This is a genomic window from Klebsiella sp. 141161 (genome assembly GCF_050600815.1).
Lineage (GTDB): Bacteria > Pseudomonadota > Gammaproteobacteria > Enterobacterales > Enterobacteriaceae > Klebsiella > Klebsiella aerogenes.
The window spans coordinates 1-26,300 of the sequence record NZ_JAQIRN010000004.1 but is presented as its reverse complement, the minus strand read 5'-3'; the positions used below and the strand labels follow the sequence as shown (position 1 = coordinate 26,300).

The following is a 26,300-nucleotide window of genomic DNA, read 5'->3' as shown; positions in this document are numbered from 1 at the left end:
TGACGTAAACCATAAAAAAAGCCAGTCTGTTGCCAGACTGGCTTTTAGCTTTCAAGCCGGTGTTACATCGCTTTTTTGGTCAATTCGATAACGCGCAGTTTAGCGATCGCTTTGGCCAGTTCCGCGGACGCCTGAGCGTAATCCACGTCGCCGTGAGAGCTCTTGATGTGCTCTTCCGCTTTACGTTTCGCTTCCAGGGCTCGCGCTTCGTCGAGGTCCTGACCGCGAATTGCCGTATCGGCCAGAACGATCACGTTGCCCGGTTGCACTTCAAGAATGCCGCCGGACAGATAGATAAACTCTTCGTGACCGAACTGTTTAACGATGCGAATCATACCAGGCTTAATGGCGGTGAGCAGCGGGGCGTGACCCGGGAAAATACCCAGTTCACCTTCGCTACCCGTTACCTGGATTTTCTCGACCAGGCCAGAGAACATTTGTTTCTCTGCGCTGACGACATCCAGGTGGTAAGTCATTGCCATATCACCCTCCGATTAAGGCGTTAAAGTTTTTTGGCTTTTTCCACGGCTTCTTCGATGGAACCGACCATGTAGAACGCCTGCTCCGGCAGGTGATCGTATTCGCCTTCCATGATGCCTTTAAAGCCACGGATGGTGTCTTTCAGCGAAACGTATTTGCCCGGGGAACCGGTAAATACTTCTGCTACGAAGAACGGCTGGGACAGGAAGCGCTGGATCTTACGAGCGCGAGCTACCACCAGTTTATCTTCTTCAGACAGTTCATCCATACCCAGGATGGCGATGATGTCTTTCAGTTCCTGATAACGCTGCAGCAGGGACTGTACGCCACGCGCGGTGTCGTAGTGTTCCTGACCAACAACCAGCGGATCCAGCTGACGGCTGGTGGAATCCAGCGGGTCAACGGCCGGGTAGATACCCAGAGACGCGATCTGACGGCTCAGTACCACGGTTGCGTCAAGGTGCGCAAAGGTGGTTGCTGGGGACGGGTCAGTCAAGTCATCCGCAGGAACGTATACCGCCTGAACGGAGGTGATAGAACCGGTTTTGGTGGAGGTGATACGTTCCTGCAGAACGCCCATCTCTTCCGCCAGAGTCGGCTGATAACCTACCGCTGAAGGCATACGGCCCAGCAGTGCAGATACTTCGGTACCGGCCAGGGTGTAACGATAGATGTTATCGACGAACAGCAGAACGTCACGACCTTCGTCACGGAATTTCTCAGCCATGGTCAGACCGGTCAGCGCAACGCGCAGACGGTTTCCCGGCGGCTCGTTCATCTGGCCGTAAACCAGGGATACTTTATCCAGAACGTTGGAGTCGGTCATTTCGTGGTAGAAGTCGTTACCCTCACGAGTACGCTCACCTACGCCCGCAAACACGGAGTAACCGGAGTGCTCGATCGCGATGTTACGGATCAGCTCCATCATGTTTACGGTTTTACCTACACCCGCACCACCGAACAGACCAACTTTACCGCCCTTAGCGAACGGACACATCAGGTCGATAACTTTGATACCGGTTTCCAGCAGTTCCTGAGAGCTGGACAGCTCTTCATAGGAAGGCGCCGCGCGGTGGATAGCCCAACGTTCTTCTTCGCCGATATCGCCTTTCATGTCGATCGGCTGACCCAGGACGTTCATGATACGGCCCAGAGTCGCTTTACCTACCGGGACTTCGATCGGGTGCTCGAGGTCTTTAACTTCCAGACCACGACGCAGACCGTCGGAAGAACCCATGGCGATAGCACGAACTACGCCACCGCCGAGCTGCTGCTGAACTTCCAGCACCAGGCTCTCATTACCATTCTGTACCTCAAGGGCATCGTACACGCGTGGTACGGCATCCTGAGGGAACTCGACGTCGACCACGGCGCCGATTACCTGGACAATCTTTCCAGTAGCCATCTTAAATCCTCTACGAAATAACCTGGTTAAACCGCGGCGGCCCCCGAGACGATCTCGGTGAGTTCCTGAGTAATGCTGGCCTGACGAGCTTTGTTGTATACCAACTGCAGCTCTTTAATCAGGCTGCCGCCATTATCGGTCGCGGCTTTCATCGCCACCATACGGGCGGCCTGCTCGCTGGCCAGGTTTTCTACCACGCCCTGATAAACCTGAGATTCCACATAACGACGCAGGAGGGTATCCAGCAGCGCTTTCGGATCTGGCTCATACAGGTAATCCCAGGACTTACGTTTCAGATCATCATCTTCTGAAGCCGGTAACGGCAGCAGTTGAGTGATGGTCGGAGCCTGAGACATGGTGTTAATAAATTTGTTGCTGACAACGTAAAGCTTGTCCAGACGGCCTTCATCGTAGGCCTGCAACATCACTTTTACCGGGCCGATCAGTTCGGACAGGGACGGGTTATCACCCATACCGGTCACCTGGGCCACAATATTGCCGCCCACGGAGTTAAAGAAAGACACGCCTTTAGAGCCGATCATTGCGAGGTCGCACTGAACGCCTTTATCGGACCATGCTTTCATATCCGCCAGCAGTTTTTTGAACAGGTTAATGTTCAAGCCACCGCACAGACCACGGTCGGTCGACACCACCAGGTAGCCCACGCGTTTAACGTCGCGTTCTTCCAGGTACGGGTGCTTATATTCCAGATTACCGTTCGCAAGGTGACCAATCACTTTGCGCATAGTATCTGCATATGGACGGCTGGCCGCCATGCGATCCTGCGTTTTACGCATTTTGGAGGCGGCGACCATCTCCATCGCTTTGGTGATCTTTTGCGTGTTCTGGACGCTTGCGATCTTACTACGTATCTCTTTTGCGCCGGCCATGAGCTTCTCCTCAATGCCTTGCGGCCTGCCCTAAGGCAAGCCGCCAGACTTTACCAGGACTGGGTTGCTTTGAAGGAGTCGAGGATGCCTTTCAGCTTGCCTTCGATCTCGTCGTTATAGCCACCGGTCTGGTTAATCTCTTGCATCAGCGGAGCGTGGTCACGGTCAACGTAAGCCAGCAGAGCGGCTTCGAAACTACCGATTTTCGCCAGTTCCACATCTTCGAGGTAACCGCGTTCAGCAGCGAACAGTACCAGGCCCTGCTGTGCTACAGACATAGGTGCATACTGTTTCTGTTTCAGCAGTTCGGTCACTTTCTGACCGTGGCTCAGCTGCTTACGAGTCGCTTCGTCCAGATCGGATGCGAACTGAGAGAACGCAGCCAGTTCACGATACTGCGCCAGCGCGGTACGGATACCACCGGACAGTTTCTTGATGATCTTGGTCTGAGCAGCACCACCAACACGGGATACGGAGATACCCGGGTTAACCGCCGGACGAATACCGGAGTTGAACAGGTTGGTTTCCAGGAAGATCTGACCATCGGTAATGGAAATTACGTTGGTCGGAACGAATGCGGAAACGTCACCAGCTTGCGTCTCGATAATCGGCAGCGCAGTCAGGGAGCCGGTTTTACCTTTAACTTCACCATTGGTGAACTTCTCAACGTATTCCGCGTTAACGCGGGATGCGCGCTCCAGCAGACGGGAGTGGAGGTAGAACACGTCGCCCGGGAATGCTTCACGTCCTGGCGGACGACGGAGCAGCAGGGAAACCTGACGGTAAGCAACAGCCTGTTTAGACAGGTCATCGTAAACGATCAGCGCATCTTCACCGCGGTCGCGGAAGTATTCGCCCATTGCGCAACCGGCATACGGCGCCAGGTATTGCAGTGCAGCAGATTCAGAAGCGGTAGCCACAACAACGATAGTGTTGGACAGCGCGCCGTGCTCTTCCAGTTTACGCACCACGTTAGAGATGGTGGACGCTTTCTGGCCGATAGCTACGTATACGCATTTGATGCCGGAATCACGCTGGTTGATGATCGCATCGATTGCCATCGCGGTTTTACCGGTCTGACGGTCACCGATGATCAGCTCACGCTGGCCACGGCCGATTGGAATCATGGCATCAACAGATTTGTAACCGGTCTGTACCGGCTGGTCTACGGATTGACGATCGATAACGCCCGGAGCGATAACTTCGATTGGCGAGAAACCATCGTGCTCAACAGGACCTTTACCGTCAATTGGCGCACCCAGGGTGTTCACCACGCGGCCTAACAGACCACGACCGACCGGAACTTCCAGAATACGGCCAGTACACTTAACCTTCATGCCTTCGGCGAGGTCAGCATACGGACCCATCACAACCGCACCAACGGAGTCGCGCTCCAGGTTCAGTGCGATAGCGTAACGGTTACCCGGCAGGGAGATCATTTCACCCTGCATACAATCGGCCAGGCCGTGGATGCGGATAACACCGTCACTTACAGAAACAATAGTACCTTCGTTGTGAGCTTCACTCACAACATTGAACTGAGCAATGCGCTGCTTGATCAGTTCGCTGATTTCGGTGGAATTCAGTTGCATGCTCCAGTCCCCTTAAGACTGCAAGACGTCTGCCAGGCGATCAAGACGGCCGCGTACGCTACCATCAATGACCATATCACCCGAACGGATGATAACTCCTGCCATAACAGACTTATCGATTTTGCAATTCAGCTTAACTTTGCGTGACAGACGCTTTTCCATCGCGCCGGAGATCTTCGCAAGCTGTTCTTCACTCAGTTGGTTGGCAGAAATAACATCTACCTCTGCGATGGCCTCGCTGGCCGCACGCAGGTGAATGAACTGCTCAAGAACATCCGGGAGCACCTTCAAACGACCATTTTCAGCCATCACCCGAATCAGGTTCTGACCATTTTCGTCGAGTTGCTCGCCGCAGATAGCGATAAACGCATCTGAGAGCGTTTCCGGCGCCAGGGCACCGGAGAGAAGCTCTGCCATTTGTTCGTTTTTAGTCACTTCAGCGGCAAACGCCAGCATATCCTGCCAGCGCTCAACACTTTTGTGTTCGACGGCAAAGTCAAAAGCTGCTTTGGCGTAGGGGCGAGCTACCGTTACAAATTCAGACATCAGCCCCTCCCTCCTTACAGTTCAGCGACAAGTTTATCCACGATGTCGCTGTTAGCAGCTTCATCCACGGAACGTTCGATGATCTTCTCGGCGCCAGCAACAGCCAGGATAGCAACCTGCTTACGCAGTTCTTCGCGAGCACGTTTACGTTCGGCATCGATTTCAGCCTGCGCCTGTGCGACGATTTTGGTGCGTTCCTGTTCTGCTTCAGCTTTAGCTTCGTCCAGAATCTGAGAGCGACGCTTGTTCGCTTGCTCGATGATTACCTGGGCTTCCGCTTTCGCTTTTTTCAGCTGGTCGGTCGCGTTGGCCTGTGCAAGGTCCAAATCTTTCTTAGCGCGTTCTGCAGAAGCTAAACCGTCAGAAATTTCTTTCTGGCGCTTTTCGATGGCAGCCATTAACGGCGGCCATACGTACTTCATGCAGAACCATACGAAGATAACAAACGCGATGGCCTGGCCGAGGATTGTTGCGTTCATGTTCACAGCACAATACCTCTTAAATTAACTCTGTGGCTTAGGTTTCTTTCGAACAACTTACTACGCGACAGCAAACATCACGTACAGACCCAGACCTACAGCGATCATCGGGATAGCATCCACCAGACCCATAACGATAAAGAACTGAGTACGCAGCAGAGGAATCAGATCCGGTTGACGCGCTGCGCCTTCCAGGAATTTACCCCCGAGGATGCCGATACCGATCGCAGCACCGATTGCCGCCAGACCCATCATCACAGCGGCAGCCATGTACAGCAGATCCATATTCAGGTTTTCCATGACAGTCTCCAGTTTGTTTCAGTTAAAACGTAGTAGTGTTGGTAAAAATCAATGCTCTTCGGATGCCATCGACAGATAGACAATCGTCAGAACCATGAAGATGAAGGCTTGCAGCGTAATAATCAGGATGTGGAAAATGGCCCAAGGCACATTCAGAATCCACTGTGACCACCACGGCAACAGACCAGCAATCAGAATGAAAATCAGCTCACCGGCATACATGTTGCCGAACAGTCGCAGACCGAGAGAAACCGGTTTGGACAGCAGGCTTACCCCTTCAAGGATTAAGTTGACAGGAATGAACGCCCAGTGATTGAACGGCTGCATGGTCAGTTCTTTAACGAACCCACCAACGCCTTTCATTTTGATGCTGTAGAAAATAATCAGGATGAACACGCCAAGCGCCATCGACAGGGTGATGTTCACGTCAGCAGACGGAACCACGCGCAGTGCAGGCAGGCCGAAAATGTGTTCGCCGATATAAGGAATCAGGTCGATTGGCAGCAGGTCCATCAGGTTCATCAGGAATACCCAGACGAACACGGTAAGCGCCAGCGGCGCGATGACCTTGCTCTTGCCATGGTACATGTCTTTGACGCTGCCATGGACGAAGCCGATGATCATTTCGATGAAGGTTTGGAATTTCCCTGGTACGCCGCTGGTCGCTCTCTTAGCAACGCTACGGAACATGGCAAGGAACAGCAGACCGAGAACCACCGAGAAAAACATGGAGTCAATATTGAGCGTCCAGAAGGTGGCTGGGGGGTTGTGCGGATCCACCAGCGAGAATGTACGTAGGTCCAACTGAAGGTTGTTCAGATGGTGTCCTATGTAATCCTGCGGCGTCATATTTTCTGAAGCCATGATGCCTTTTACCCTTTGTTGTTAATTACAGCTGGAGCCAGAATTTGTACCACCAGCACCAAAACCCACGTCACTATCAGCGGCAAAAATACCACTTCAAAAACCGCCAGCGCCATCGCCAGTAGGGCGAAGGTCAGCAACACCTTGAATGCTTCACCGAAGGCGAAGGTCCAGGCCACTCGGCCTTGTGCTGGTGTATGCGCCTGATGGCGCCAGGCAAAAATCATAAACAACGCGTTTGGCAAAACGACTGCCAAACCTCCGCATATGGCGGAGATGCCCCAGAAGGGGTCTTTGAGGCTGAACAGCAGTCCACTTGCTATTACTGCCAGTAACTGAATAAACAGAAGCTTTCGAGCAACGTTTCGACTCACGAGCGACATAGACATCACGTTTTTACTCCTGCTCCCTTCGAGGTATGCCGCGTGTCGTATAAAACGTTCTTTAAGACCAAGAGTCAAGCGTCAAAAAGCGGACAAATTATACGGTGACAACACGTGATTTCAAACATTAAGTAGCAAAATAGTGAATAAATGTTTAATTATTTTCTGAGCGGCAATTTTTCATGCATTTCGTCAATCAGTGAGGGATCAACCAGAAGTGCAAATAATGAGAAAAGGCGGCCATTAAAGCGTGCATTAGATCACATAATAAACATTTTCGGTGCAATCGAATTAAATCTGTACAGAATCAGTAAGTTTTCATCTTTTTGATATTCAAGATAAAAAGTGAGGTCTTTTTGTAAAACAACCCCACATACAATAAAAACCTTTTATTGACATTTATAATAAAAATTTAACATCAATATGAACTGACAGTTCATCGATTTTTAGCACCCTGATATTTTCAAAGTTGACTATTCTGCCAGTAAACCACCACGCTAAAGTTAAACGCTAGAAAAGCCATAGTAAAAACAAGGTTAAAAGTGGCCAGATAATACCCGCAGGTAACTTTGATTTTTGTAACATGCGCAGGCCACATTTTTTCCACATTTTTTGATAAAAATTATAAGGCGTTTGGCTTAATGACCACCAAATGTCTCTCCCCTTCCAGCTGGGGTACATGGAGTTTAATCACGTCGCAAACCTGATAACCTTCTGGCAGGTCTGCCATTTCACTTTCCTGCGCCTGCCCTTTCAACGCGTAGAAATGCCCATCAGCCGCCGGCAGGTGGTGGCACCAGCTCACCATGTCGTTCAGCGAGGCAAAAGCGCGGCTAATGACGCCATCAAACGGCGGCTCTGCGGGAAACGCTTCCACACGGCTCTGCACAGGCGCGATGTTATCCAGTTTTAGCTCATGCTGGACCTGGCGCAGGAAGCGCACACGCTTGCCGAGACTATCCAGTAATGTGAAATGAGATTCCGGGCGCACGATAGCCAACGGAATCCCCGGCAGGCCAGGACCTGTTCCCACATCGATAAAACGTGAGCCCTGTAGATACGGCGCAACGATAATGCTATCGAGGATATGGCGAACCAGCATCTCGTTAGGATCGCGAACAGAGGTCAGGTTATAGGCTTTGTTCCACTTATCCAGCAGCCCGACATAAGCCACCAGCTGATTTTTCTGGTGATCGGTGAGCGAAATACCCGCTTCGTCCAGCAGACGAGAAAGTTTGTTGAGCACGGTGAGTACCTTCTAAAAATAATGAGCCCGGAGGCGCTAACGCTACCGGGCTGTGAATTATAAAGGCGATCGCTGATTTTGCATCCGCCAAATTTGCGCGCTCTGACGGCTATCAGGCGCTGCGGCGCAGCATCCCCTGCTTTTTCAGCCACACCAGCAAAATAGAGATTGCCGCCGGAGTAATTCCGGAAATACGCGATGCCTGGCCGATCGATGACGGTTTATGGTCGTTCAGCTTGGCAATAACCTCGTTGGACAGGCCGGATACCTGACGGTAATCGAGCGTTGCCGGCAGCAAAGTATTCTCGTTGCGCTGCTGTTTTTCGATCTCGTCCTGCTGACGAGCGATATAGCCTTCGTACTTAACCTGAATCTCAACCTGCTCGGCCGCCTGCTGATCCTGCAGGCCCGGTGCGAACGGAGAAAGCTGTACCAGCTGTTCGTAGGTCATTTCTGGACGACGCAGCAGATCTTCGCCGCTGGCTTCACGCGATAGCGGCGCGGTCAGGTGAGCGTTCACTTCGGCTGCGCTTTCCGCCAGCGGGTTAACCCAGCTGGTTTTCAGGCGTTGGCGTTCACGCTCAATGCTTTCCAGTTTCTCGTTGAAACGCGCCCAGCGCTCATCGTCCACCAGCCCCAGCTCACGCCCCTGTTCAGTCAGGCGCAGATCGGCGTTGTCTTCACGCAGCATCAGGCGATATTCCGCACGGGAGGTAAACATGCGGTACGGTTCTTTAGTACCAAGTGTGCACAGATCGTCCACCAGCACGCCAAGGTAGGCCTGATCGCGACGCGGCGCCCAGCTTTCTTTTTCCGCTGAGAAGCGGGCGGCATTAAGACCGGCAAGCAGACCCTGCGCGGCGGCTTCTTCATACCCGGTAGTACCGTTGATCTGGCCGGCGAAGAACAGACCCTGAATGTATTTGCTCTCCAGCGTCGGCTTCAGGTCGCGCGGGTCAAAGAAATCGTACTCAATGGCGTAGCCAGGACGAACGATCTTCGCGTTTTCCATCCCCTGCATTGAGCGGACGATTTGCATCTGCACATCAAACGGCAGGCTGGTGGAGATACCGTTTGGATAAATTTCGTTTGAAGTCAGCCCTTCCGGTTCAAGGAAGATCTGATGCTGATTGCGATCGGCAAAGCGCATGACTTTGTCTTCGATCGACGGGCAGTAACGCGGGCCGATGCCTTCAATCACCCCGGCGTACATGGGGCTGCGATCGAGATTGCTGCGGATCACATCATGGGTTTTCTCGTTGGTGTGCGTGATATAGCACGGTACCTGGCGCGGATGTTGATCCGCGGATCCCATAAACGAGAAGACCGGCATCGGGTTATCGCCGTGCTGTTGCGCCAGCACGCTAAAATCGATGGTGCGCGCGTCGATACGCGGGGGAGTACCGGTTTTCAGGCGGCTTACGCGCAGCGGCAGTTCACGCAGACGGCGAGACAACGGGATCGACGGCGGATCGCCGGCACGACCGCCGCTGTAGTTGTCCAGGCCGATGTGAATTTTACCGTCCAGGAAGGTGCCGACGGTCAATACCACCGACTTAGCACGGAACTTGAGACCCATTTGGGTTACCGCACCAACGACGCGATCGTTTTCGACAATCAGATCTTCCACCGCCTGTTGGAAGATCATCAGGTTCGGCTGGTTCTCCAGCGCGGTGCGTACCGCCTGGCGATACAACACCCGGTCGGCCTGGGCGCGGGTCGCACGGACTGCTGGGCCTTTGCTGCCGTTTAGTATCCTAAACTGAATGCCTGCCTGATCGATCGCTTTCGCCATCAGACCACCGAGCGCATCCACTTCTTTTACCAGGTGTCCCTTCCCAATGCCGCCAATCGCCGGGTTGCAGCTCATCTGCCCCAGCGTGTCGATATTGTGTGTCAAAAGCAGGGTTTGTTGGCCCATTCGCGCTGCTGCCATCGCGGCCTCAGTGCCTGCATGACCCCCGCCAATGATGATGACGTCAAAAGGATCCTGATAAAACATGGTGATCTGCCTCGCATAACGCGGTTTGAAAATGGATTGAAGCCCGGGCCGTGGATTCTACTCAACTTTGCTCTTTCGAGAAAGACTCCGGGATCCTGAGTATTAAAAAGAAGATCTTTTATTTAGAGATCTGTTCTATTGTGATCTCTTATTAGGATCGACTCTCTTTGTGGATAAGTCGGATCCGCAATTTAAGATCAAACGCTTAAGAAGGATCACAATCTGTGAATGATCGGTGATCCTGTTCCGTATAAGCTGGGATCAGAATGAAGGGTTATGCACAGCTCAAAAAGCATACTTCGGTTATTCTTTGGATAACTACCGGTTGATCCAAGCTTTTGAGCAGGTTTATCCACAGAAGAAAGTGTGGATCTTTACAAAACTCAGAGTAAATCTTTCCAGGATCCCACCCAAACCTCGGCCGGATCTTCAGGAATCTCGTGTTCGAGGACATTAATTTTCAGCGTTTCGCCGATCTGTTTTGCCCCGCTGGCTTTCAATGCCGCTTCTAATTTGTCGATTGCGCCGCAAAAAGTGTCATATTCGCGGCTACCGATGCCCACCGCGCCAAAGCGAACGGCGGAAAGATCGGCCTGCTTCTCCAGCAATGCTTCATAGAAGGGGACCAGGTTGTCCGGAATATCGCCGGCGCCGTGGGTAGAAGAGATAACTAACCAGATCCCTTCAGCCTGCAGATCGTCAATCAGCGGACCGTGCTGGATATCAGTGCTGTAGCCCGCTTCTTCCAGCTTTTCCGCCAGATGTTCTGCTACATATTCCGCACTGCCCAGGGTGCTGCCGCTGATAAGTGTAATGTCTGCCATGATCGCCGATCGCTCGCTCAACTATTCTGAGTGGCGTATTGTACGCTGTGAGCGAGCTGGGATCTACCTGTGGAAAAATGTGGGATTAAAAAAAGCGATCAGGGCTTGATGGTACGCATGATCGGGTTCTGCAGCACGATCAGGGTTTCAGTGGACTGAATTTCATCGATTGTTTGGATCTTGTTGATAAGTACCTGTTGTAGGGCATCGATGGATTTGCACATTACCTTAATAAAGATGCTGTAGTGGCCGGTGGTGTAGTAAGCCTCTGTCACCTCTTCCAGGCTCTCCAGCCGGGCGAGAGCGGAAGGATAGTCTTTGGCGCTCTTAAGAATAATGCCGATGAAACAGCCGACGTCATAACCGAGCTGTTTCGGGCTGACGTCGATTCTTGCCCCCGTAATAATGCCCGCCTGTTTCATTTTCTCTACGCGTACGTGAATCGTACCTGGGCTAACGCCGAACTGTTTGGCCAGTTCGGCGTAGGCAGTGCGCGCATTCGCCATTAAGGCATCAAGAATGCCGCGGTCCAGATTGTCGATCTGATAATTTTCCATTGTTTTTTCTTATGATGTTTGATGATTCTTACTATTTTAGCCTATTAATTTAAAGAATCAAAACTCAAGACGTCTTTTTATTGATTGATTATTGAATTCAGTGCCATTTCTGTTGCTTAATCAATATCAACAGGACGCAGGAGTGATAAAAAATGAAAACCGCATACATCGCAAAACAACGCCAGATTAGTTTCGTTAAATCCCATTTTTCCCGTCAGCTGGAAGAGAAGCTTGGCCTGATTGAAGTGCAGGCGCCGATCTTAAGCCGCGTCGGTGATGGGACGCAGGACAACTTATCCGGCTGCGAGAAAGCGGTTCAGGTAAAAGTGAAAACACTGCCAGACGCCCAATTCGAAGTGGTTCATTCACTGGCGAAGTGGAAGCGTCAAACCCTGGGACAACACGACTTCAGCGCGGGCGAAGGGCTGTACACGCACATGAAGGCCCTTCGCCCCGATGAAGACCGCCTCACCCCAATTCACTCCGTTTATGTTGACCAGTGGGACTGGGAACGCGTCATGGGCGACGGCGAACGTCATACCGGCACGCTGAAAGCGACGGTTGAGGCGATCTATGCCGGGATCAAAGCCACCGAGCTGGCGGTAAGTCAGGAATTTGGTCTGACGCCATTCCTGCCGGAACAGATCCACTTTATTCACAGTCAGGAACTGTTGAGCCGTTATCCGGATCTGGACGCCAAAGGTCGCGAGCGAGCGATCGCTAAAGAGCTTGGCGCCGTCTTCTTAATCGGTATCGGCGGTAAACTGTCTGACGGCAAGCGCCACGATGTTCGCGCGCCGGATTATGATGACTGGAGCTCGCCATCAGCGGAAGGTTTTGCCGGCCTGAACGGCGATATCCTGGTGTGGAACCCGGTGCTGGAAGATGCTTTTGAGCTTTCCTCTATGGGGATCCGTGTTGACGCCGAGGCGCTGAAGCGCCAGTTGGCGGTGACCGGCGATGAAGACCGTCTGCAACTTGAATGGCACCAGGCGCTGCTGCGCGGCGAAATGCCGCAGACTATTGGCGGCGGTATTGGCCAGTCGCGTTTAACCATGCTGTTGCTACAGCTTGACCATATCGGCCAGGTACAGTGCGGCGTATGGCCCGCGCAGGTGCGTGAAAGCGTCGCCGCTCTGCTGTAAAGATTAACGCCGCCAGCGACGCAGCAGGCGGCTACGCAATCCGGTATCAAAGCGCCAGATATGATCGAAGATGCGCATGATGCCGGGTTTGCCGTGTACCGACATCGCCACCGCGTGAAAACGGTGCTGATGTTTGTGCTGCAGCTCCCCCACCTTATTGACCACCTCATCCGGCAACCGCTGGGCGATAAAATCGGAAATCACCACCGCATCGGCATCGACCCATTGCGGGCTTTGCAAACGCTCAACGATCGCGCGAAAACAGCTGGCCAGATCGGTGCCGCCGCGAAAACGCTGGCTTAAGAAACGGATCGCCTGCTCCAGCCCCTGCGGGCCGGTTAGCTCGTAGTGCACCACTTCGCTGGAGAACAGCATGATGTAGCAGCGGCGGTTATCCGCTAGCGCGACGCGCATCAGCGCCAGACAAAAGGCTTTAGCGCATTGCTCGTTAAAGCCGCCCATCGAACCTGAGGTATCTACGCAGACAATAAATGGCCCGCGCGGCTGCTCATCAAAATCCTGCCGGGTTACCGGGCGTTCGGTTATTTTCTCCCGCCATGCGTCGCCGTGCAGGCGATAGGTTAGCAACTGTTTTTCCACCAGCTTACGGTAGAACTCGAACTCCAGTTCGGTGATGCCGAGCGTTGCCAGCTCTGGTGGCAACAGGCGCAGAATATCGTCGCTTTGCTGCAGGCCATCGACCTGCTCTGGAACCGTTGCCGGTTCACGAACCATTGCGCGGAAGGCCTCCATCGGCGCATCCTTCTTCGGCACCAGTTTGGCTTCCCGGGATCTGCCCAACTGCTCAGCCAGTTGCATCAGTTCCGGCTGTTGGCTGAGAAAATCACCATAGCGCACGATCAGCTGATAATCGCCACGTTTAAGCTCGCCGGCGCTCATATCCCACAGGCGGCCGGCGGCGTTGTCGTTTTCCACCAGCACCGGCTCTAGCTGCCCGCTGAGCGTCATTCGTTCCTGCACCTCGCTGAGCAGCTGATCGCGCTCATCGTCTAATAGGTGCTGGTTGAGGGTGGTGGTCTGTACCACGAGGCTTAAGCGCCAGCGTTGTAAGAACAGAGTATGTAGGGCTGGGGTGAAGGTCGCGTTATCGTCCACCAGCTGCTGCGCCTGAGCGGCAAAGGGCGACTGTAGCTTATGCAGCTTGCCGAGGATCTGCGGCAGTTGCACAATAAATTGCGACGTTGAAAGCAGCTGAGCCTGCTGATAGATCTGCACTTCGGCGTCCAGTTCGGGAGGAATTTGCGTCTCTTTGAGCCGGGCGCGAACCGCTTCTCGCCAACGCGGAATATCGGCGGCGATGATATTTTTCAGCCGCGGAAATTTTTCAAAGAACACCGCCAGTTGAGGAGAGGCCAGCAGCGCCAGCAGCATCTCCTCGATCATCCCTTCTTCGCTGACCGCCAGCATGACATTCAGCATGTCGAGCGTCATGGCTGGCGCGCCTGTTTAATTTGCGCGCCGACGTCCTGCAAGCTGGCTTCGATACGCCCCAGCCAGTCGCCAGGAATAAACAGGCATTTTTGCTGTTCGCTAAAGCGGTTATGTTGTTGGTGCCATTCGTCATCCAGCGCTTCCAGTTGCTGGCGGATCTCGGCAGGCATATTTTCCTGAGATTCGCTGCCGGGCAGCGACAGGCGCGAGCCTTGCAGGCTGACGTCACGCACCACCAGGTGCTGGCTGGCATCGACATCCATCGTCAATGGCTGGGCAAAACCGATACCGTTGAGCTTGCCGCGGATCTCGCCGCCTTTCTCCAGCCAGTTGACCAGCGCATCGCGTTCGAAGGCGATATGAATGACTTCGAGATCGTGCAATTTCAGCGGTTGCTGGAGAAGCAGCGTCAACGTCTCGCCTTCAATTCCGTCCGGCAGTTCGTAATGCGGCTTACGGCTGAACATGCCGCCAACGCGCGTGACTTTAAGCGCGGTTTTATCGCTGTGCTGTTGCTGGATTTGAATGCGGCGTTGGATGATGGCGCCCAGTTTAGTCAGCATCGCCTGCTGGCCCCAGGCATGGCTGGTCATCAGGGATTCCAACTGCTGTGACATCAGATTCATACTTTCGATGTTATGCCACAGGCAATCTTTCAGCAGGATCAAGTCGATAGGCGCGATGGCGTCTCGGCCGCTAAAGAAGGCGCTGGCCTGCAGCAGACGGATGGCTTTTTTCCAGCGGCGATCGGAAACGTAAGGCGCATTAGGCAAGGCATCTAATTGTTGGCGCAGCTGGAAAACCAGCTCGAAGACATTGTCCGGCAACTTCACGGTACCAATGTCATGCTGCCACTGGGTGAACTCTTCGGTGCTGATTTGCAGGTTTTCGGGAACCGGATTGCTGTTTTCATCCTGTTGGCTCACCAGCATCGAGCGGAAGTTAGTTTTATCCTGCACTTTATCCAGCCACAGGCGGATCAGCATGCGGTCATATAAGGCTTCGAGGCTGTTATCCGCTTCGGGAAGTTCGTTCGACGCCGCAACCAGCAGGCGCATCGGGATTTTCTCTTCATGGGCGCCGTTGCGGAAGTGGCGTTCGTTGATGGCCGTCAGCAGGGTATTAAGGATAGCCGGGCCGGCTTTCCAGATTTCATCCAGGAAGACAATTTCCGCTTCTGGCAGATAGCCTGCCGTTAAACGCTCATAGCGGCCTTCATCTTTGAGGGCCTGAATCGACAGCGGGCCGAAGACTTCTTCCGGGGTGGAGAAGCGGGTCATCAGATATTCAAAAGCGCGCGCCTGCTTGAAAGCGAACTTAAGGCGACGGGCGATCAGGCTTTTAGCGATGCCGGGCGGCCCCAGCAGGAATACGCTCTCGCCGCTGAGCGCAGCCAGCAGGCACAGACGTATTGCGTGGCTGCGTTCAAAGAGTCCTTTTTCCAGAGCGGCGCTAAGTCGGGAAATTCTTTCTGCCAGTAAATGTGATTGAGCCATAATAGAGTTGCGTGCTTTGTCGTGTGTCGTTATTGCGTCGAGTATAGATGTTTGATTAGGGGTGGTAATAGCCTGAAGAATCGATTTATTTTCTTTGAGCTAAGTTAATATGGTGTCAGTTAGGGGTACGATTCAGCAAATAATCGTGCATACTGTGCGCTTTTTGTGGGCCAAGGGACTAGGCACACATTTGTTTTATAAACGAAAAGACTAGTCTATGAGCACTGATAATAAACAATCGTTGCCGGCAATAACGCTGGCGGCAATCGGCGTGGTTTACGGCGATATCGGTACCAGTCCACTGTATACTCTTCGCGAATGTCTGTCAGGCCAGTTTGGCTTTGGCGTTGAACGCGATGCGGTGTTTGGCTTTCTGTCGCTGATTTTCTGGCTGTTGATCTTCACCGTATCAATTAAATACATCACCTTCGTGATGCGGGCGGATAACGCCGGCGAGGGCGGGATCTTAACGCTGATGTCGCTGGCGGGGCGCAACACCTCGGCAAAGATGACCTCCGTATTGGTGATACTCGGCCTGATTGGCGGTAGCTTCTTCTATGGTGAAGTAGTGATAACCCCGGCAATATCGGTGATGTCGGCGATAGAGGGGTTGGAAATTATCGCCCCACAGCTGGATACCTGGATTGTCCCCATTTCCATTATTGTACTAACCCTGCTATTTGCTATTCAAAAACACGGTACCGGGATGGTCGGCAAGCTGTTCGCGCCAATTATGCTGATCTGGTTCCTGTTGCTGGCGGTGCTTGGCGCGCGCAGTATCCTCGATAACCCGGAAGTTCTGCAGGCGCTTAACCCTTACTGGGCGGTACATTTCTTCCTGCAGTACAAAACGGTATCCTTTATTGCGCTTGGCGCGGTGGTGCTGTCGATTACCGGTGTGGAAGCGCTGTATGCCGATATGGGCCACTTCGGCAAACTACCGATTCGCGTGGCGTGGTTCTCGGTGGTGCTGCCATCACTGGTGCTTAACTATTTTGGCCAGGGCGCGCTGCTGCTGAAGCACCCGGAAGCCATTAAAAACCCGTTCTTCCTGCTGGCGCCGGAATGGGCGCTGATCCCGATGCTGATTATCGCGACCCTGGCGACGGTTATCGCCTCGCAGGCGGTGATTTCCGGGGTCTTCTCGCTGACTCGCCAGGCCGTGCGTCTGGGCTATCTGTCGCCAATGCGCATTATCCATACTTCGGAAATGGAGTCCGGGCAGATTTACATCCCGTTCATTAACTGGCTGCTGTACGTTTCTGTGGTCATCGTCATTGTCAGCTTCGAGCACTCTTCTAATCTTGCGGCGGCATACGGTATTGCGGTAACGGGCACCATGGTGTTGACCTCCATTCTGTCGGCGACCGTGGCGCGCAAAAACTGGCACTGGAATAAGCTGTTTGTCGGCCTGATGCTGGTGGCCTTCCTGTGTATCGATATTCCGCTGTTCTCGGCGAACCTCGATAAAATCGTCTCCGGCGGTTGGTTGCCGTTATCACTGGGCCTGGTGATGTTTACGGTGATGACCACCTGGAAGAGCGAGCGTTTCCGCCTGCTGCGCCGGATGCATGAGCATGGCAACTCGCTGGAAGCGATGATCTCCTCGCTGGAAAAATCGCCGCCGGTGCGCGTGCCGGGTACCGCGGTCTATATGTCTCGCGCCCTGAACGTGATCCCTTTTGCTCTACTGCATAACCTGAAACACAACAAGGTGTTGCATGAACGCGTGATCCTGCTGACTCTGCGCACCGAAGATGCCCCGTATGTGCATAACGTTCGCCGCGTGCAGATTGAGCAACTGTCGCCGTCGTTCTGGCGCGTCGTGGCAAGCTATGGCTGGCGTGAAACGCCGAACGTCGAAGAGGTGTTCCATCGCTGCGGCCTGGAAGGGTTGAGTTGTCGAATGATGGAAACGTCGTTCTTTATGTCCCACGAGTCGCTGATTATCGGCAAACGGCCATGGTATCTGCGCCTGCGCGGCAAACTGTATCTGTTGCTGCAGCGTAACGCTCTGCGCGCGCCGGATCAGTTTGAAATCCCGCCGAACCGGGTTATCGAACTCGGTACGCAGGTGGAAATCTGATGTTAAAAAGCCCTTCAATAACGAAGGGCTTTTTTGTCTCTCACATCTTGATGTAACTTCTTGTCCACGTCTTGCGAAACGTTTCGATGGCGATCACATTTCTCTCTTCTGCCGGTGGTTTTCTGTTCGCTGATTGACAATACTTAGCCCAGCGAAACGTTTCGCTAGTGGAGCAAAAGAGAAAAAATGAAAAAAGGCACCGTACTTAACGCTGATATTTCTTCCGTTATCTCCCGCCTCGGTCATACCGATACGCTGGTTGTTTGCGATGCCGGGTTGCCGGTTCCCCGCAGCAGCGCGCGCATTGATATGGCGCTTACTCAGGGCGTACCTTCTTTTATGCAGGTACTGGAAGTCGTAACGACGGAAATGCAGGTTGAGGCGGCGGTCATCGCGGAAGAGATTAAAACCCATAATCCGCAACTCCACGCGACGTTGCTCAATCATCTTGAGCAGCTGCAGCAGCACCAGGGAAATACGATTGAAATTCGTTACACCAGTCATGAGCAGTTCAAAAAACAAACCGCAGATAGTCAGGCGGTAATTCGCAGCGGGGAGTGTTCCCCGTTTGCGAATATTATTCTCTGTGCTGGCGTCACTTTCTGAGGTCGCCGTCATGGAAGCTTTATTACAGCTGAAAGGGATCGATAAAGCGTTCCCTGGCGTCAAAGCGCTCTCGGGCGCGGCGCTGAATGTCTATGCCGGCCGGGTAATGGCGCTGGTAGGGGAAAATGGCGCCGGTAAATCTACGATGATGAAGGTACTGACCGGCATCTATACCCGTGATGCCGGTTCTTTGCTGTGGTTAGGTAAAGAAACGACCTTTAACGGCCCAAAATCCTCACAGGAAGCCGGTATCGGCATCATTCACCAGGAACTCAACCTGATCCCGCAATTAACGATTGCAGAAAACATCTTCCTTGGCCGCGAGTTCGTTAACCGCTTTGGCAAAATCGACTGGAAAAAGATGTATGCCGAAGCGGACAAGCTGCTGGCGAAGCTGAATTTACGCTTTAACAGCCAGAAGCTGGTGGGCGATCTGTCGATTGGCGATCAGCAAATGGTGGAAATCGCCAAAGTGCTGAGCTTCGAATCGAAGGTCATCATTATGGATGAGCCCACCGATGCCCTGACCGATACCGAGACCGAATCGCTGTTCCGCGTCATTCGCGAATTGAAATCGCAGGGGCGTGGCATTGTCTATATCTCTCACCGCATGAAAGAGATCTTCGAAATCTGCGATGACGTCACCGTATTCCGCGACGGGCAATTTATTGCCGAGCGCGAAGTGGCTTCGCTGGATGAGGATCGACTGATCGAGATGATGGTTGGCCGTAAGCTGGAAGATCAATATCCGCATCTCGATAAGGCGCCGGGCGCGGTCCGTCTGAAGGTCGATAATCTCTGCGGCTCCGGTGTGGAAAACGTGACGTTTACCCTGCGTCAGGGCGAAATCCTTGGCGTCGCTGGGCTGATGGGGGCCGGACGTACTGAACTGATGAAAGTGCTGTACGGCGCGCTGCCGCGTAGCAGCGGTTCCGTGACGCTGGATGGCCATGAAGTTGTCACCCGTTCACCGCAGGATGGTCTGGCTAACGGCATTGTCTATATCTCCGAAGACCGTAAGCGTGATGGCCTGGTGCTCGGAATGTCGGTCAAAGAGAACATGTCATTGACCGCGCTGCGCTACTTCAGCCGGGCGGGCGGCAGCCTTAAGCATAAAGATGAACAGCAGGCGGTCAGTGATTTCATTCGGCTGTTTAATGTGAAGACGCCTTCAATGGAGCAGGCAATAGGTCTGCTTTCCGGCGGTAACCAGCAAAAAGTCGCTATTGCTCGCGGGCTGATGACCCGGCCAAAAGTGCTGATCCTTGATGAACCAACCCGTGGCGTCGACGTCGGGGCGAAGAAAGAGATCTACCAGCTGATTAACCAGTTTAAAGCCGATGGCCTGAGCATCATTCTCGTCTCTTCGGAGATGCCGGAAGTGCTGGGCATGAGCGATCGCATCATTGTGATGCATGAAGGGCATCTCGGCGGTGAATTCACACGCGAGCAGGCCACCCAGGAAGTATTGATGGCTGCCGCTGTGGGCAAGCTTAACCGTGTGAATCAGGAGTAAAAAAGATGACTACCCAGGCTGTTACTGGTCGCCGCTATTTCACTAAAGCGTGGCTGATGGAGCAAAAATCGCTGATCGCCCTGCTGGTGCTGATCGCGATCGTTTCGACCATGAGCCCTAACTTTTTTACCGTTAATAACCTGTTCAATATTCTGCAGCAAACTTCCGTTAACGCCATCATGGCGGTCGGGATGACGCTGGTCATTCTGACATCGGGGATCGACCTGTCCGTCGGTTCTCTGCTGGCATTGACCGGCGCCGTCGCGGCGTCTATCGTCGGTATCGAAGTGAATGCGCTGGTGGCCGTTGCCGCCGCGCTGGCGCTCGGTGCGGCTATTGGCGCGGTGACCGGGGTAATTGTCGCGAAAGGTCGCGTGCAGGCGTTTATCGCCACCCTGGTGATGATGCTGCTGCTGCGCGGCGTGACGATGGTTTATACCAACGGCAGCCCGATCAACACCGGCTTTAGCGATAACGCCGATCTATTTGGCTGGTTTGGTATCGGACGCCCGCTGGGGATCCCGACGCCGGTATGGATTATGGCGATTGTCTTCCTGGCGGCCTGGTACATGCTGCACCATACTCGCCTGGGCCGTTATATTTACGCGCTGGGCGGTAACGAAGCGGCGACGCGGCTTTCCGGCATCAGCGTGAATAGAGTGAAAATCATCGTCTATGCGCTGTGCGGGATGTTGGCTTCACTGGCCGGTATCATCGAAGTGGCGCGTCTTTCCTCTGCGCAGCCAACGGCGGGGACAGGCTATGAATTAGACGCGATTGCAGCGGTCGTACTTGGCGGCACCAGCCTGGCCGGTGGTAAGGGGCGCATCGTCGGCACGCTGATTGGCGCGTTGATCCTTGGCTTCCTGAACAATGGTCTGAACCTTTTAGGCGTTTCTTCCTATTACCAGATGATCGTCAAAGCGGTGGTGATTTTGCTGGCGGTACTGGTAGATAACAAAAAGCAGTAACTGAGAACTCTACAGGACATCTTAACTATGAATATGAAAAAACTGGCGACCCTGGTCTCTGCTGTTGCTCTAAGCGCGACCGTTAGCGCAAACGCGATGGCGAAAGATACCATCGCACTGGTTATCTCTACCCTGAATAACCCGTTCTTCGTTTCTCTGAAAGACGGCGCGCAGAAAGAAGCCGATAAGCTGGGTTACAACCTGGTGGTGCTGGATTCCCAAAATAACCCGGCAAAAGAGCTGGCGAACGTACAGGACTTAACGGTGCGCGGCGCTAAGCTGCTGCTGATTAACCCAACCGACTCCGATGCTGTCGGCAATGCGGTGAAGATGGCGAACCAGGCTAAAATCCCGGTCATTACCCTTGACCGCCAGGCTTCTAAAGGCGATGTGGTAAGCCATATTGCTTCCGATAACGTGCTGGGCGGTAAAATGGCCGGCGACTATATTGCGAAGAAAGTCGGCGAAAGCGCGAAAGTGATTGAGCTGCAAGGCATTGCAGGTACCTCTGCGGCGCGCGAGCGCGGCGAAGGTTTCAAACAGGCCGTGGCGGCGCATAAGTTCAACGTACTGGCCAGCCAGCCTGCTGACTTCGACCGTACTAAAGGTCTGAACGTGATGCAGAACCTGCTGACGGCGCATCCGGACGTGCAGGCGGTGTTTGCGCAGAACGACGAAATGGCGCTGGGCGCGCTGCGTGCGCTGCAGACTGCAGGAAAATCTGATGTGATGGTGGTTGGATTTGACGGCACTCCGGATGGCGAAAAAGCAGTAAATAGTGGCAAACTGGCAGCGACTATCGCCCAGTTGCCGGAGCAGATCGGCGTTAAAGGCGTCGAAACCGCTGATAAAGTGCTGAAGGGCGAAAAAGTGGATGCCAGCTATCCGGTTGAGCTGAAACTGGTCATTAAGCAGTAAAATGCGATTCGGGTCGGCAACGGCCCGAGGGACAACATAAAAAGAAAAGCAGGGCATGCGCCACCGGAGTCCGGTGGCGCGCTTTCCCGGGAATAAAGATGATGAAAACCGCAGGCAAACTTGTCGTCCTTGGCAGCATCAATGCCGATCACATTCTTAACCTTGAATCCTTCCCTACTCCAGGTGAGACCGTCACCGGAAACCACTATCAGGTCGCATTCGGCGGTAAAGGCGCTAACCAGGCGGTGGCTGCCGGGCGTAGCGGCGCGGATATTGCCTTCATTGCCTGTACCGGCGATGACGACATTGGCGAACGCGTCCGCCGCCAGCTAGCGAGCGATAATATCGACGTGGCGCCGGTGCGCGCCGTTGCTGGTGAATCTACTGGCGTCGCGTTAATTTTCGTTAACGCGGAAGGTGAGAATGTCATCGGTATTCATGCCGGCGCTAATGCGGCGCTATCGGTTTCTCAGGTTGAGGCGGAGAAAGAACGTATCGCCAGCGCGCAGGCATTGTTAATGCAGCTGGAGTCGCCGCTGGAGAGCGTGATGGCCGCCGCGAAAATCGCCCATCAGCATCAGACGACGGTGGTACTCAACCCCGCACCGGCGCGTGAACTTTCGGATGAGCTATTGGCGCTGGTGGATGTCATTACGCCCAATGAAACCGAAGCGGAAAAGCTGACCGGTATTCGCGTTGAGAGCGACGACGATGCCGCGAAAGCCGCCAGCGCGCTTCATGCGAAGGGAATTGGTACGGTGATGATTACTCTCGGCAGCCGCGGCGTATGGTTAAGCTGCGAGGGCGAAAGCCGCCGGGTTCCAGGATTTAAAGTTCAGGCCATCGATACGATTGCCGCTGGCGACACTTTTAATGGCGCATTTGTCACCGCGCTGCTGGAAGGCCGCGAAGTGTCAGACGCCATCCGTTTTGCCCATGCCGCCGCCGCGATTGCCGTCACCCGTAAGGGGGCGCAACCGTCTGTGCCGTGGCGCAAAGAGATCGACGAATTCTTGCGTCAACAGGGGTAATGCTTGGCTACCATGAAGGATGTGGCCCGCGTCGCGGGCGTTTCCACCTCGACCGTTTCTCACGTCATTAATAAAGACCGCTTTGTCAGCGAGGCGATTACCGCCAAAGTTGATGCGGCGATCAAAAGTCTTAACTACGCGCCTTCGGCGCTGGCGCGTAGCCTCAAGTTAAATCAGACGCGAACCATCGGCATGCTGATCACCGCCAGTACCAACCCGTTTTATTCGGAGCTGGTGCGCGGCGTGGAGCGTAGCTGTTTCGAGCGCGGTTACAGCCTGGTGCTATGTAATACCGAAGGCGATGAGCAGCGGATGAACCGCAATCTGGAAACGTTGATGCAAAAACGCGTCGATGGTCTGCTGCTGCTGTGCACCGAAACGCATCAACCTTCCCAGGAGATCATGCAGCGTTATCCGTCGGTGCCGACGGTGATGATGGATTGGGCGCCTTTCGACGGCGACAGCGATCTGATTCAGGATAATTCATTGCTCGGTGGCGATATGGCGACCCAGTATCTGATCGATCGCGGTCATACCCGTATTGCCTGCATTGCCGGGCCGCTGGATAAGACGCCGTCGCGACTGCGCCTGGAAGGTTATCATGCGGCGATGGCGCGCGCCGGGCTGGATGTCGCCGAAGGTTATGTCATTACCAGCGATTTTGAATTTGGCGGCGGTTTTACTGCGATGCAGCAACTGCTGGCGTTAACGCCACGGCCGCAGGCGGTATTTGTCGGTAATGATGCGATGGCGGTCGGCGCTTATCAGGCGCTGTATCAGGCCGGGTTGCGTATTCCACAGGATATGGCGCTGGTGGGGTATGACGATATTGAACTGGCGCGCTATATGACCCCGCCGCTTACCACCATTCATCAACCCAAAGATGAACTGGGGGAGTTGGCTATCGATGTGCTGATTCACCGCATGGCGGAACCCGGGCAAAAACAACAGCGCGTGCAGCTTACCCCCGAGCTGGTGATTCGCGGTTCAGCTTAATGCTTGTGCCGCTCCGTTATCAGGTTGCGGCCATCTTTGGCTCTGAGCAGCATAAACATCAACGCTGATACCACGGTGATCGCACCCATTGTGATAAAGGTATAGTGGAATTGTTCGATGGTGCTGGCGTTGTCAAACCCTTCATAAAAGCGCAGGACCGCCGCGCTGATGGCCACGCCCAGGCTAATCGACAGCTGCTGGGTTACCGCGAGCAGGCTGTTGCCGCTGCTGGCATTGTCATCGGTTAAGTCGGCAAGCGTAATGGTGTTCATCGAGGTGAACTGCGTGGACATCGCCATCCCCAGTACAAATAGCGGCAGTAGTAGCAGCCAAAGCGGCATTCCCGGCGACTGCAGCGCAAACTGCGCGATCATCAGACCAATAAAGATGGTGACTCCCACCAATGTTTTGCGATAACCAAACCAGCGCAGGATCTGCGTGACGGTCGACTTGGCGATAATTGAGCCGATGGCCGTCGGCGCAATCATGCAGCCGGCGATAATGGCCGGGTAGCCGAAACCGACTTGTAGCATCAGCGGCATCAGGAACGGCACGCAGCCGGTACCTAACCGTGTCGCCAGGTTACCGGCGATTCCGACAGAGAAGGTATGGGTCTTAAATAGAGAGAGCGAAATCAGCGGAGTGGGATGGCGACGAGCATGTCGAATATAGGCCAGCATGAGCACGACGCTCAGGGCGATGACGGCCAGCGCCAGCCAGCTGGCGACAATTTTCTCGCCAAAGAGCTCAATACCGCTGGAGAACAGCACCAGGCTTAAACCGAAAAGCACAAAACCGCTGGTGTCGAAACGACGGCGGGGCGTGGTGAAGTCCGGCATATATTTGCGGGCGTAGAGAATGCCGATGATGCCAATCGGGATATTAATCAAGAAAATCCAGTGCCAACTGGCCCAGGTAACTAACACGCCGCCAAGTACAGGACCGAGGATGGGGCCGACCAGTCCGGGCATGGTAACGAAGTTGAGTACCGGCAGCAGTTCGCTACGCGGATAGGCGCGTAACAGCGCCAGACGCGCAACCGGCATCATCATCGCGCCGCCGATCCCCTGGATAACGCGGAAGACAACCAATTCGGGAAGCGAAGTGGAAAGCGCGCAGGCGAGGGAGCCCAGGGTAAACAGGCTAACGGCAACGATAAAGACTTTGCGGGTGCCAAAGCGGTCAGCTAACCAGCCGCTCACCGGAATCAGCATCGCTACCGTCAGGGTGTAGCTGATAATGGCGGATTGCATCGCCAGCGGGGAGTGACCGAGGCTATGCGCAATCGCGGGAAGCGCGGTATTAAGAATAGTGGCGTCCAGCGCCTGCATAAAGAAAGCCATGGCCGCAATCCACGGCAGTCCGGCCATACTCAGCCCTTTCTTCCCGGTCATGCCATTTCCTTCTTTATTTACCTGTATGGTTTGGGGTATTCAATAATGTCTGGCAGGCAAGCTGCGCGCGCGGGCCGTCGCTTTCCTGAATGGCGTCAACAATAGCCTGGTGCAGATCGAGTTTAACGACTTCATTTTGCGTAATCGAGGTGAAATATGTCTGGTATACCGAATGGAATAATGACGCGAAAGAGGTGAGAAACGGATTGCCGCTCATCGCATAGATATGTTCATGCCAGGCCATATCAACTTCAATCCAGCGTTCGCGGATAAAATGCCTTTTTAGTTCGATCATTTCTTCCATTAGCGTATTGAGCTGCGCTTTCTGCTCGGAGGTGCCGGTTATCGCCGCCAGAAAACAGGCCTGAGGCTCCAGGCTGCTGCGCATCACCAGGAAATGGCTAACCACCTCGGCAAAATTATCTTCCGTCAGCCACCAGGCGAGCAGCTCTTTATCCAGAAAGTTCCAGCTGCTGCGCGCCAGAACGCGAGTACCGATACGCGGACGCGGAAGCAGCATGCCTTTAGCTGCCAGCGTTTTTACCGCTTCTCGCACTGCCGTCCGGCTCACGCCAAACTGTTCACCCAGTTCCATTTCACCAGGAAGGATGCTCTCTGGCGGATATTCGCCGGTGAGGATTTTTTGGGCGATCTTCTCCGCGATGACCCAGGAGATGTTTTTTTGTGCCGCCAGCTGCTGTGCGCTTATAGACATGAATGCCGTTCCTTTCTCTTTTCTACTTCATCAGTATGCCATCTGGCGGCTTGTTTCGGTGGTTAAAACAGCAAAAGGGCGTTTTTTTACGGTTTTAACACCGCCTTTGGCGAAAAAAGAGACGGTTGAAAAGTTTTTTGAAAACAGGGCTTGTCAACGTCTCAGAACTCCCTATAATGCGCCTCCACTGACACGGAACAACGGCAAGCAAGCCGCCGGGTCAGCAGGGTTTCAGCGGTAAATAACAACGCTGAAAACCGACAGAGAAAAGTGAAAATAAACGCTTGACTCTGAATGAGGAAAACGTAATATACGGGACCTCGCAACGGTGAGCTGAAAGCCGCGTTGCAACTGCTCTTTAACAATTTATCAGACAATCTGTGTGGGCACTCAAAGTGACATGGAT

25 protein-coding genes are annotated in these 26,300 nt (G+C 53.8%); 8 read left to right on the top strand and 17 right to left on the bottom strand.

All coding sequences use genetic code 11. The features are described 5' to 3' along the window. Positions 1-62: 62 nt before the first annotated feature. The 13 genes from PGR79_RS11960 to asnC all read right to left on the bottom strand — a co-directional run bounded on the left by PGR79_RS11960 (position 63) and on the right by asnC (position 11,568). Complete coding sequence (locus PGR79_RS11960) at positions 63-482, bottom strand: F0F1 ATP synthase subunit epsilon (protein ID WP_015703917.1); 420 nt, start codon at positions 480-482, stop codon at positions 63-65. Positions 483-502: 20 nt separating this feature from the next. Then, positions 503-1,885 (bottom strand): F0F1 ATP synthase subunit beta, encoded by a 1,383-nt coding sequence (gene atpD, locus PGR79_RS11955; RefSeq protein ID WP_015369008.1) that lies wholly within the window; start codon positions 1,883-1,885, stop codon positions 503-505. Between the two features lie 26 nt (positions 1,886-1,911). Then, positions 1,912-2,775 carry a F0F1 ATP synthase subunit gamma gene (gene atpG, locus PGR79_RS11950; RefSeq protein ID WP_015369007.1) on the bottom strand — a complete coding sequence of 288 codons (864 nt, stop codon included), beginning with the start codon at positions 2,773-2,775 and terminating at the stop codon, positions 1,912-1,914. 50 nt (positions 2,776-2,825) lie between these two features. Then, positions 2,826-4,367, bottom strand: a complete 1,542-nt coding sequence (gene atpA / locus PGR79_RS11945; RefSeq protein ID WP_015369006.1) for a F0F1 ATP synthase subunit alpha — start codon at positions 4,365-4,367, stop codon at positions 2,826-2,828. 12 nt (positions 4,368-4,379) lie between these two features. Continuing rightward, on the bottom strand, positions 4,380-4,913 hold the full coding sequence (gene atpH / locus PGR79_RS11940; RefSeq protein ID WP_015369005.1) for a F0F1 ATP synthase subunit delta: 534 nt from the start codon (positions 4,911-4,913) through the stop codon (positions 4,380-4,382). 14 nt (positions 4,914-4,927) lie between these two features. Beyond that, the gene (gene atpF, locus PGR79_RS11935) at positions 4,928-5,398 is read right to left on the bottom strand and encodes a F0F1 ATP synthase subunit B (protein WP_004107293.1); all 471 of its coding nucleotides are present in this window, start codon (positions 5,396-5,398) and stop codon (positions 4,928-4,930) included. A gap of 54 nt (positions 5,399-5,452) precedes the next feature. Next, the gene (atpE, locus tag PGR79_RS11930; RefSeq protein WP_000429386.1) at positions 5,453-5,692 is read right to left on the bottom strand and encodes a F0F1 ATP synthase subunit C; all 240 of its coding nucleotides are present in this window, start codon (positions 5,690-5,692) and stop codon (positions 5,453-5,455) included. Positions 5,693-5,740: 48 nt separating this feature from the next. After that, positions 5,741-6,556 (bottom strand): F0F1 ATP synthase subunit A, encoded by an 816-nt coding sequence (gene atpB / locus PGR79_RS11925; RefSeq protein WP_015369004.1) that lies wholly within the window; start codon positions 6,554-6,556, stop codon positions 5,741-5,743. 8 nt (positions 6,557-6,564) lie between these two features. Next, positions 6,565-6,945 (bottom strand): F0F1 ATP synthase subunit I, encoded by a 381-nt coding sequence (gene atpI / locus PGR79_RS11920; protein ID WP_015703918.1) that lies wholly within the window; start codon positions 6,943-6,945, stop codon positions 6,565-6,567. Between the two features lie 616 nt (positions 6,946-7,561). Further along, positions 7,562-8,185, bottom strand: a complete 624-nt coding sequence (gene rsmG, locus PGR79_RS11915) for a 16S rRNA (guanine(527)-N(7))-methyltransferase RsmG (protein WP_087858861.1) — start codon at positions 8,183-8,185, stop codon at positions 7,562-7,564. Between the two features lie 112 nt (positions 8,186-8,297). Beyond that, complete coding sequence (gene mnmG / locus PGR79_RS11910; protein ID WP_430921739.1) at positions 8,298-10,187, bottom strand: tRNA uridine-5-carboxymethylaminomethyl(34) synthesis enzyme MnmG; 1,890 nt, start codon at positions 10,185-10,187, stop codon at positions 8,298-8,300. Between the two features lie 383 nt (positions 10,188-10,570). Continuing rightward, the gene (gene mioC, locus PGR79_RS11905; protein WP_087858860.1) at positions 10,571-11,011 is read right to left on the bottom strand and encodes an FMN-binding protein MioC; all 441 of its coding nucleotides are present in this window, start codon (positions 11,009-11,011) and stop codon (positions 10,571-10,573) included. Between the two features lie 98 nt (positions 11,012-11,109). Next, positions 11,110-11,568: a transcriptional regulator AsnC gene (asnC, locus tag PGR79_RS11900; protein ID WP_015368998.1), complete on the bottom strand. Its 459-nt coding sequence runs from the start codon at positions 11,566-11,568 to the stop codon at positions 11,110-11,112. A gap of 152 nt (positions 11,569-11,720) precedes the next feature. Here asnC and asnA point away from each other — a divergent pair, with 152 nt between their 5' ends. Beyond that, positions 11,721-12,713 carry an aspartate--ammonia ligase gene (asnA, locus tag PGR79_RS11895; RefSeq protein ID WP_047044566.1) on the top strand — a complete coding sequence of 331 codons (993 nt, stop codon included), beginning with the start codon at positions 11,721-11,723 and terminating at the stop codon, positions 12,711-12,713. Positions 12,714-12,716: 3 nt separating this feature from the next. On the opposite strand, the gene viaA is transcribed toward asnA, so the two are convergent. Together viaA and ravA are read right to left on the bottom strand one after the other, a co-directional pair. After that, positions 12,717-14,165, bottom strand: a complete 1,449-nt coding sequence (gene viaA, locus PGR79_RS11890) for an ATPase RavA stimulator ViaA (RefSeq protein ID WP_015368996.1) — start codon at positions 14,163-14,165, stop codon at positions 12,717-12,719. Then, on the bottom strand, positions 14,162-15,661 hold the full coding sequence (ravA, locus tag PGR79_RS11885; protein WP_087858859.1) for an ATPase RavA: 1,500 nt from the start codon (positions 15,659-15,661) through the stop codon (positions 14,162-14,164). The genes viaA and ravA overlap by 4 nt, the downstream gene beginning before the upstream one ends. 217 nt (positions 15,662-15,878) lie before the next feature. Here ravA and kup point away from each other — a divergent pair, with 217 nt between their 5' ends. From kup to rbsR, 7 genes are all read left to right on the top strand, one after another. Further along, positions 15,879-17,747 carry a low affinity potassium transporter Kup gene (gene kup / locus PGR79_RS11880; RefSeq protein ID WP_015368994.1) on the top strand — a complete coding sequence of 623 codons (1,869 nt, stop codon included), beginning with the start codon at positions 15,879-15,881 and terminating at the stop codon, positions 17,745-17,747. 186 nt (positions 17,748-17,933) lie between these two features. Beyond that, entirely contained in the window at positions 17,934-18,353 is a 420-nt protein-coding gene (rbsD, locus tag PGR79_RS11875) for a D-ribose pyranase (protein ID WP_087858858.1), read from the top strand. A gap of 10 nt (positions 18,354-18,363) precedes the next feature. After that, positions 18,364-19,869 (top strand): ribose ABC transporter ATP-binding protein RbsA, encoded by a 1,506-nt coding sequence (gene rbsA / locus PGR79_RS11870; protein ID WP_015368992.1) that lies wholly within the window; start codon positions 18,364-18,366, stop codon positions 19,867-19,869. Between the two features lie 5 nt (positions 19,870-19,874). Beyond that, positions 19,875-20,840, top strand: a complete 966-nt coding sequence (rbsC, locus tag PGR79_RS11865) for a ribose ABC transporter permease (protein ID WP_015368991.1) — start codon at positions 19,875-19,877, stop codon at positions 20,838-20,840. Between the two features lie 27 nt (positions 20,841-20,867). Continuing rightward, a complete protein-coding gene (rbsB, locus tag PGR79_RS11860) occupies positions 20,868-21,758 on the top strand; it encodes a ribose ABC transporter substrate-binding protein RbsB (RefSeq protein ID WP_015368990.1) in 891 nt (296 codons plus the stop codon). A gap of 98 nt (positions 21,759-21,856) precedes the next feature. After that, positions 21,857-22,789, top strand: coding sequence for a ribokinase (gene rbsK / locus PGR79_RS11855; RefSeq protein WP_183269082.1), 933 nt, complete (start codon positions 21,857-21,859; stop codon positions 22,787-22,789). Positions 22,790-22,792: 3 nt separating this feature from the next. Next, on the top strand, positions 22,793-23,785 hold the full coding sequence (gene rbsR / locus PGR79_RS11850) for a ribose operon transcriptional repressor RbsR (RefSeq protein ID WP_087858857.1): 993 nt from the start codon (positions 22,793-22,795) through the stop codon (positions 23,783-23,785). Here the strand turns inward: rbsR and mdtD are convergent. After that, entirely contained in the window at positions 23,782-25,179 is a 1,398-nt protein-coding gene (gene mdtD, locus PGR79_RS11845) for a multidrug transporter subunit MdtD (RefSeq protein WP_087858856.1), read from the bottom strand. The genes rbsR and mdtD overlap by 4 nt on opposite strands. A 13-nt stretch (positions 25,180-25,192) precedes the next feature. After that, the gene (locus tag PGR79_RS11840) at positions 25,193-25,894 is read right to left on the bottom strand and encodes a FadR/GntR family transcriptional regulator (protein ID WP_087858855.1); all 702 of its coding nucleotides are present in this window, start codon (positions 25,892-25,894) and stop codon (positions 25,193-25,195) included. Positions 25,895-26,300: the final 406 nt, after the last annotated feature.

What these genes read in the sequence shown, in the direction of transcription:
- PGR79_RS11960 (WP_015703917.1), bottom strand. Translation starts at nt 482, where the DNA reads ATGGCAATGACTTACCACCTGGATGTCGTCAGCGCAGAGAAACAAATG.
- atpB (WP_015369004.1), bottom strand. Translation starts at nt 6,556, where the DNA reads ATGGCTTCAGAAAATATGACGCCGCAGGATTACATAGGACACCATCTG.
- mioC (WP_087858860.1), bottom strand. Translation starts at nt 11,011, where the DNA reads ATGGCAGACATTACACTTATCAGCGGCAGCACCCTGGGCAGTGCGGAA.
- rbsA (WP_015368992.1), top strand. Translation starts at nt 18,364, where the DNA reads ATGGAAGCTTTATTACAGCTGAAAGGGATCGATAAAGCGTTCCCTGGC.
- atpH (WP_015369005.1), bottom strand. Translation starts at nt 4,913, where the DNA reads ATGTCTGAATTTGTAACGGTAGCTCGCCCCTACGCCAAAGCAGCTTTT.
- atpE (WP_000429386.1), bottom strand. Translation starts at nt 5,692, where the DNA reads ATGGAAAACCTGAATATGGATCTGCTGTACATGGCTGCCGCTGTGATG.
- atpD (WP_015369008.1), bottom strand. Translation starts at nt 1,885, where the DNA reads ATGGCTACTGGAAAGATTGTCCAGGTAATCGGCGCCGTGGTCGACGTC.
- asnA (WP_047044566.1), top strand. Translation starts at nt 11,721, where the DNA reads ATGAAAACCGCATACATCGCAAAACAACGCCAGATTAGTTTCGTTAAA.
- rbsC (WP_015368991.1), top strand. Translation starts at nt 19,875, where the DNA reads ATGACTACCCAGGCTGTTACTGGTCGCCGCTATTTCACTAAAGCGTGG.
- atpI (WP_015703918.1), bottom strand. Translation starts at nt 6,945, where the DNA reads ATGTCTATGTCGCTCGTGAGTCGAAACGTTGCTCGAAAGCTTCTGTTT.
- mnmG (WP_430921739.1), bottom strand. Translation starts at nt 10,187, where the DNA reads ATGTTTTATCAGGATCCTTTTGACGTCATCATCATTGGCGGGGGTCAT.
- rbsK (WP_183269082.1), top strand. Translation starts at nt 21,857, where the DNA reads ATGATGAAAACCGCAGGCAAACTTGTCGTCCTTGGCAGCATCAATGCC.
- atpA (WP_015369006.1), bottom strand. Translation starts at nt 4,367, where the DNA reads ATGCAACTGAATTCCACCGAAATCAGCGAACTGATCAAGCAGCGCATT.
- rbsB (WP_015368990.1), top strand. Translation starts at nt 20,868, where the DNA reads ATGAATATGAAAAAACTGGCGACCCTGGTCTCTGCTGTTGCTCTAAGC.
- asnC (WP_015368998.1), bottom strand. Translation starts at nt 11,568, where the DNA reads ATGGAAAATTATCAGATCGACAATCTGGACCGCGGCATTCTTGATGCC.
- mdtD (WP_087858856.1), bottom strand. Translation starts at nt 25,179, where the DNA reads ATGACCGGGAAGAAAGGGCTGAGTATGGCCGGACTGCCGTGGATTGCG.
- rbsD (WP_087858858.1), top strand. Translation starts at nt 17,934, where the DNA reads ATGAAAAAAGGCACCGTACTTAACGCTGATATTTCTTCCGTTATCTCC.
- PGR79_RS11840 (WP_087858855.1), bottom strand. Translation starts at nt 25,894, where the DNA reads ATGTCTATAAGCGCACAGCAGCTGGCGGCACAAAAAAACATCTCCTGG.
- kup (WP_015368994.1), top strand. Translation starts at nt 15,879, where the DNA reads ATGAGCACTGATAATAAACAATCGTTGCCGGCAATAACGCTGGCGGCA.
- atpG (WP_015369007.1), bottom strand. Translation starts at nt 2,775, where the DNA reads ATGGCCGGCGCAAAAGAGATACGTAGTAAGATCGCAAGCGTCCAGAAC.
- viaA (WP_015368996.1), bottom strand. Translation starts at nt 14,165, where the DNA reads ATGACGCTCGACATGCTGAATGTCATGCTGGCGGTCAGCGAAGAAGGG.
- ravA (WP_087858859.1), bottom strand. Translation starts at nt 15,661, where the DNA reads ATGGCTCAATCACATTTACTGGCAGAAAGAATTTCCCGACTTAGCGCC.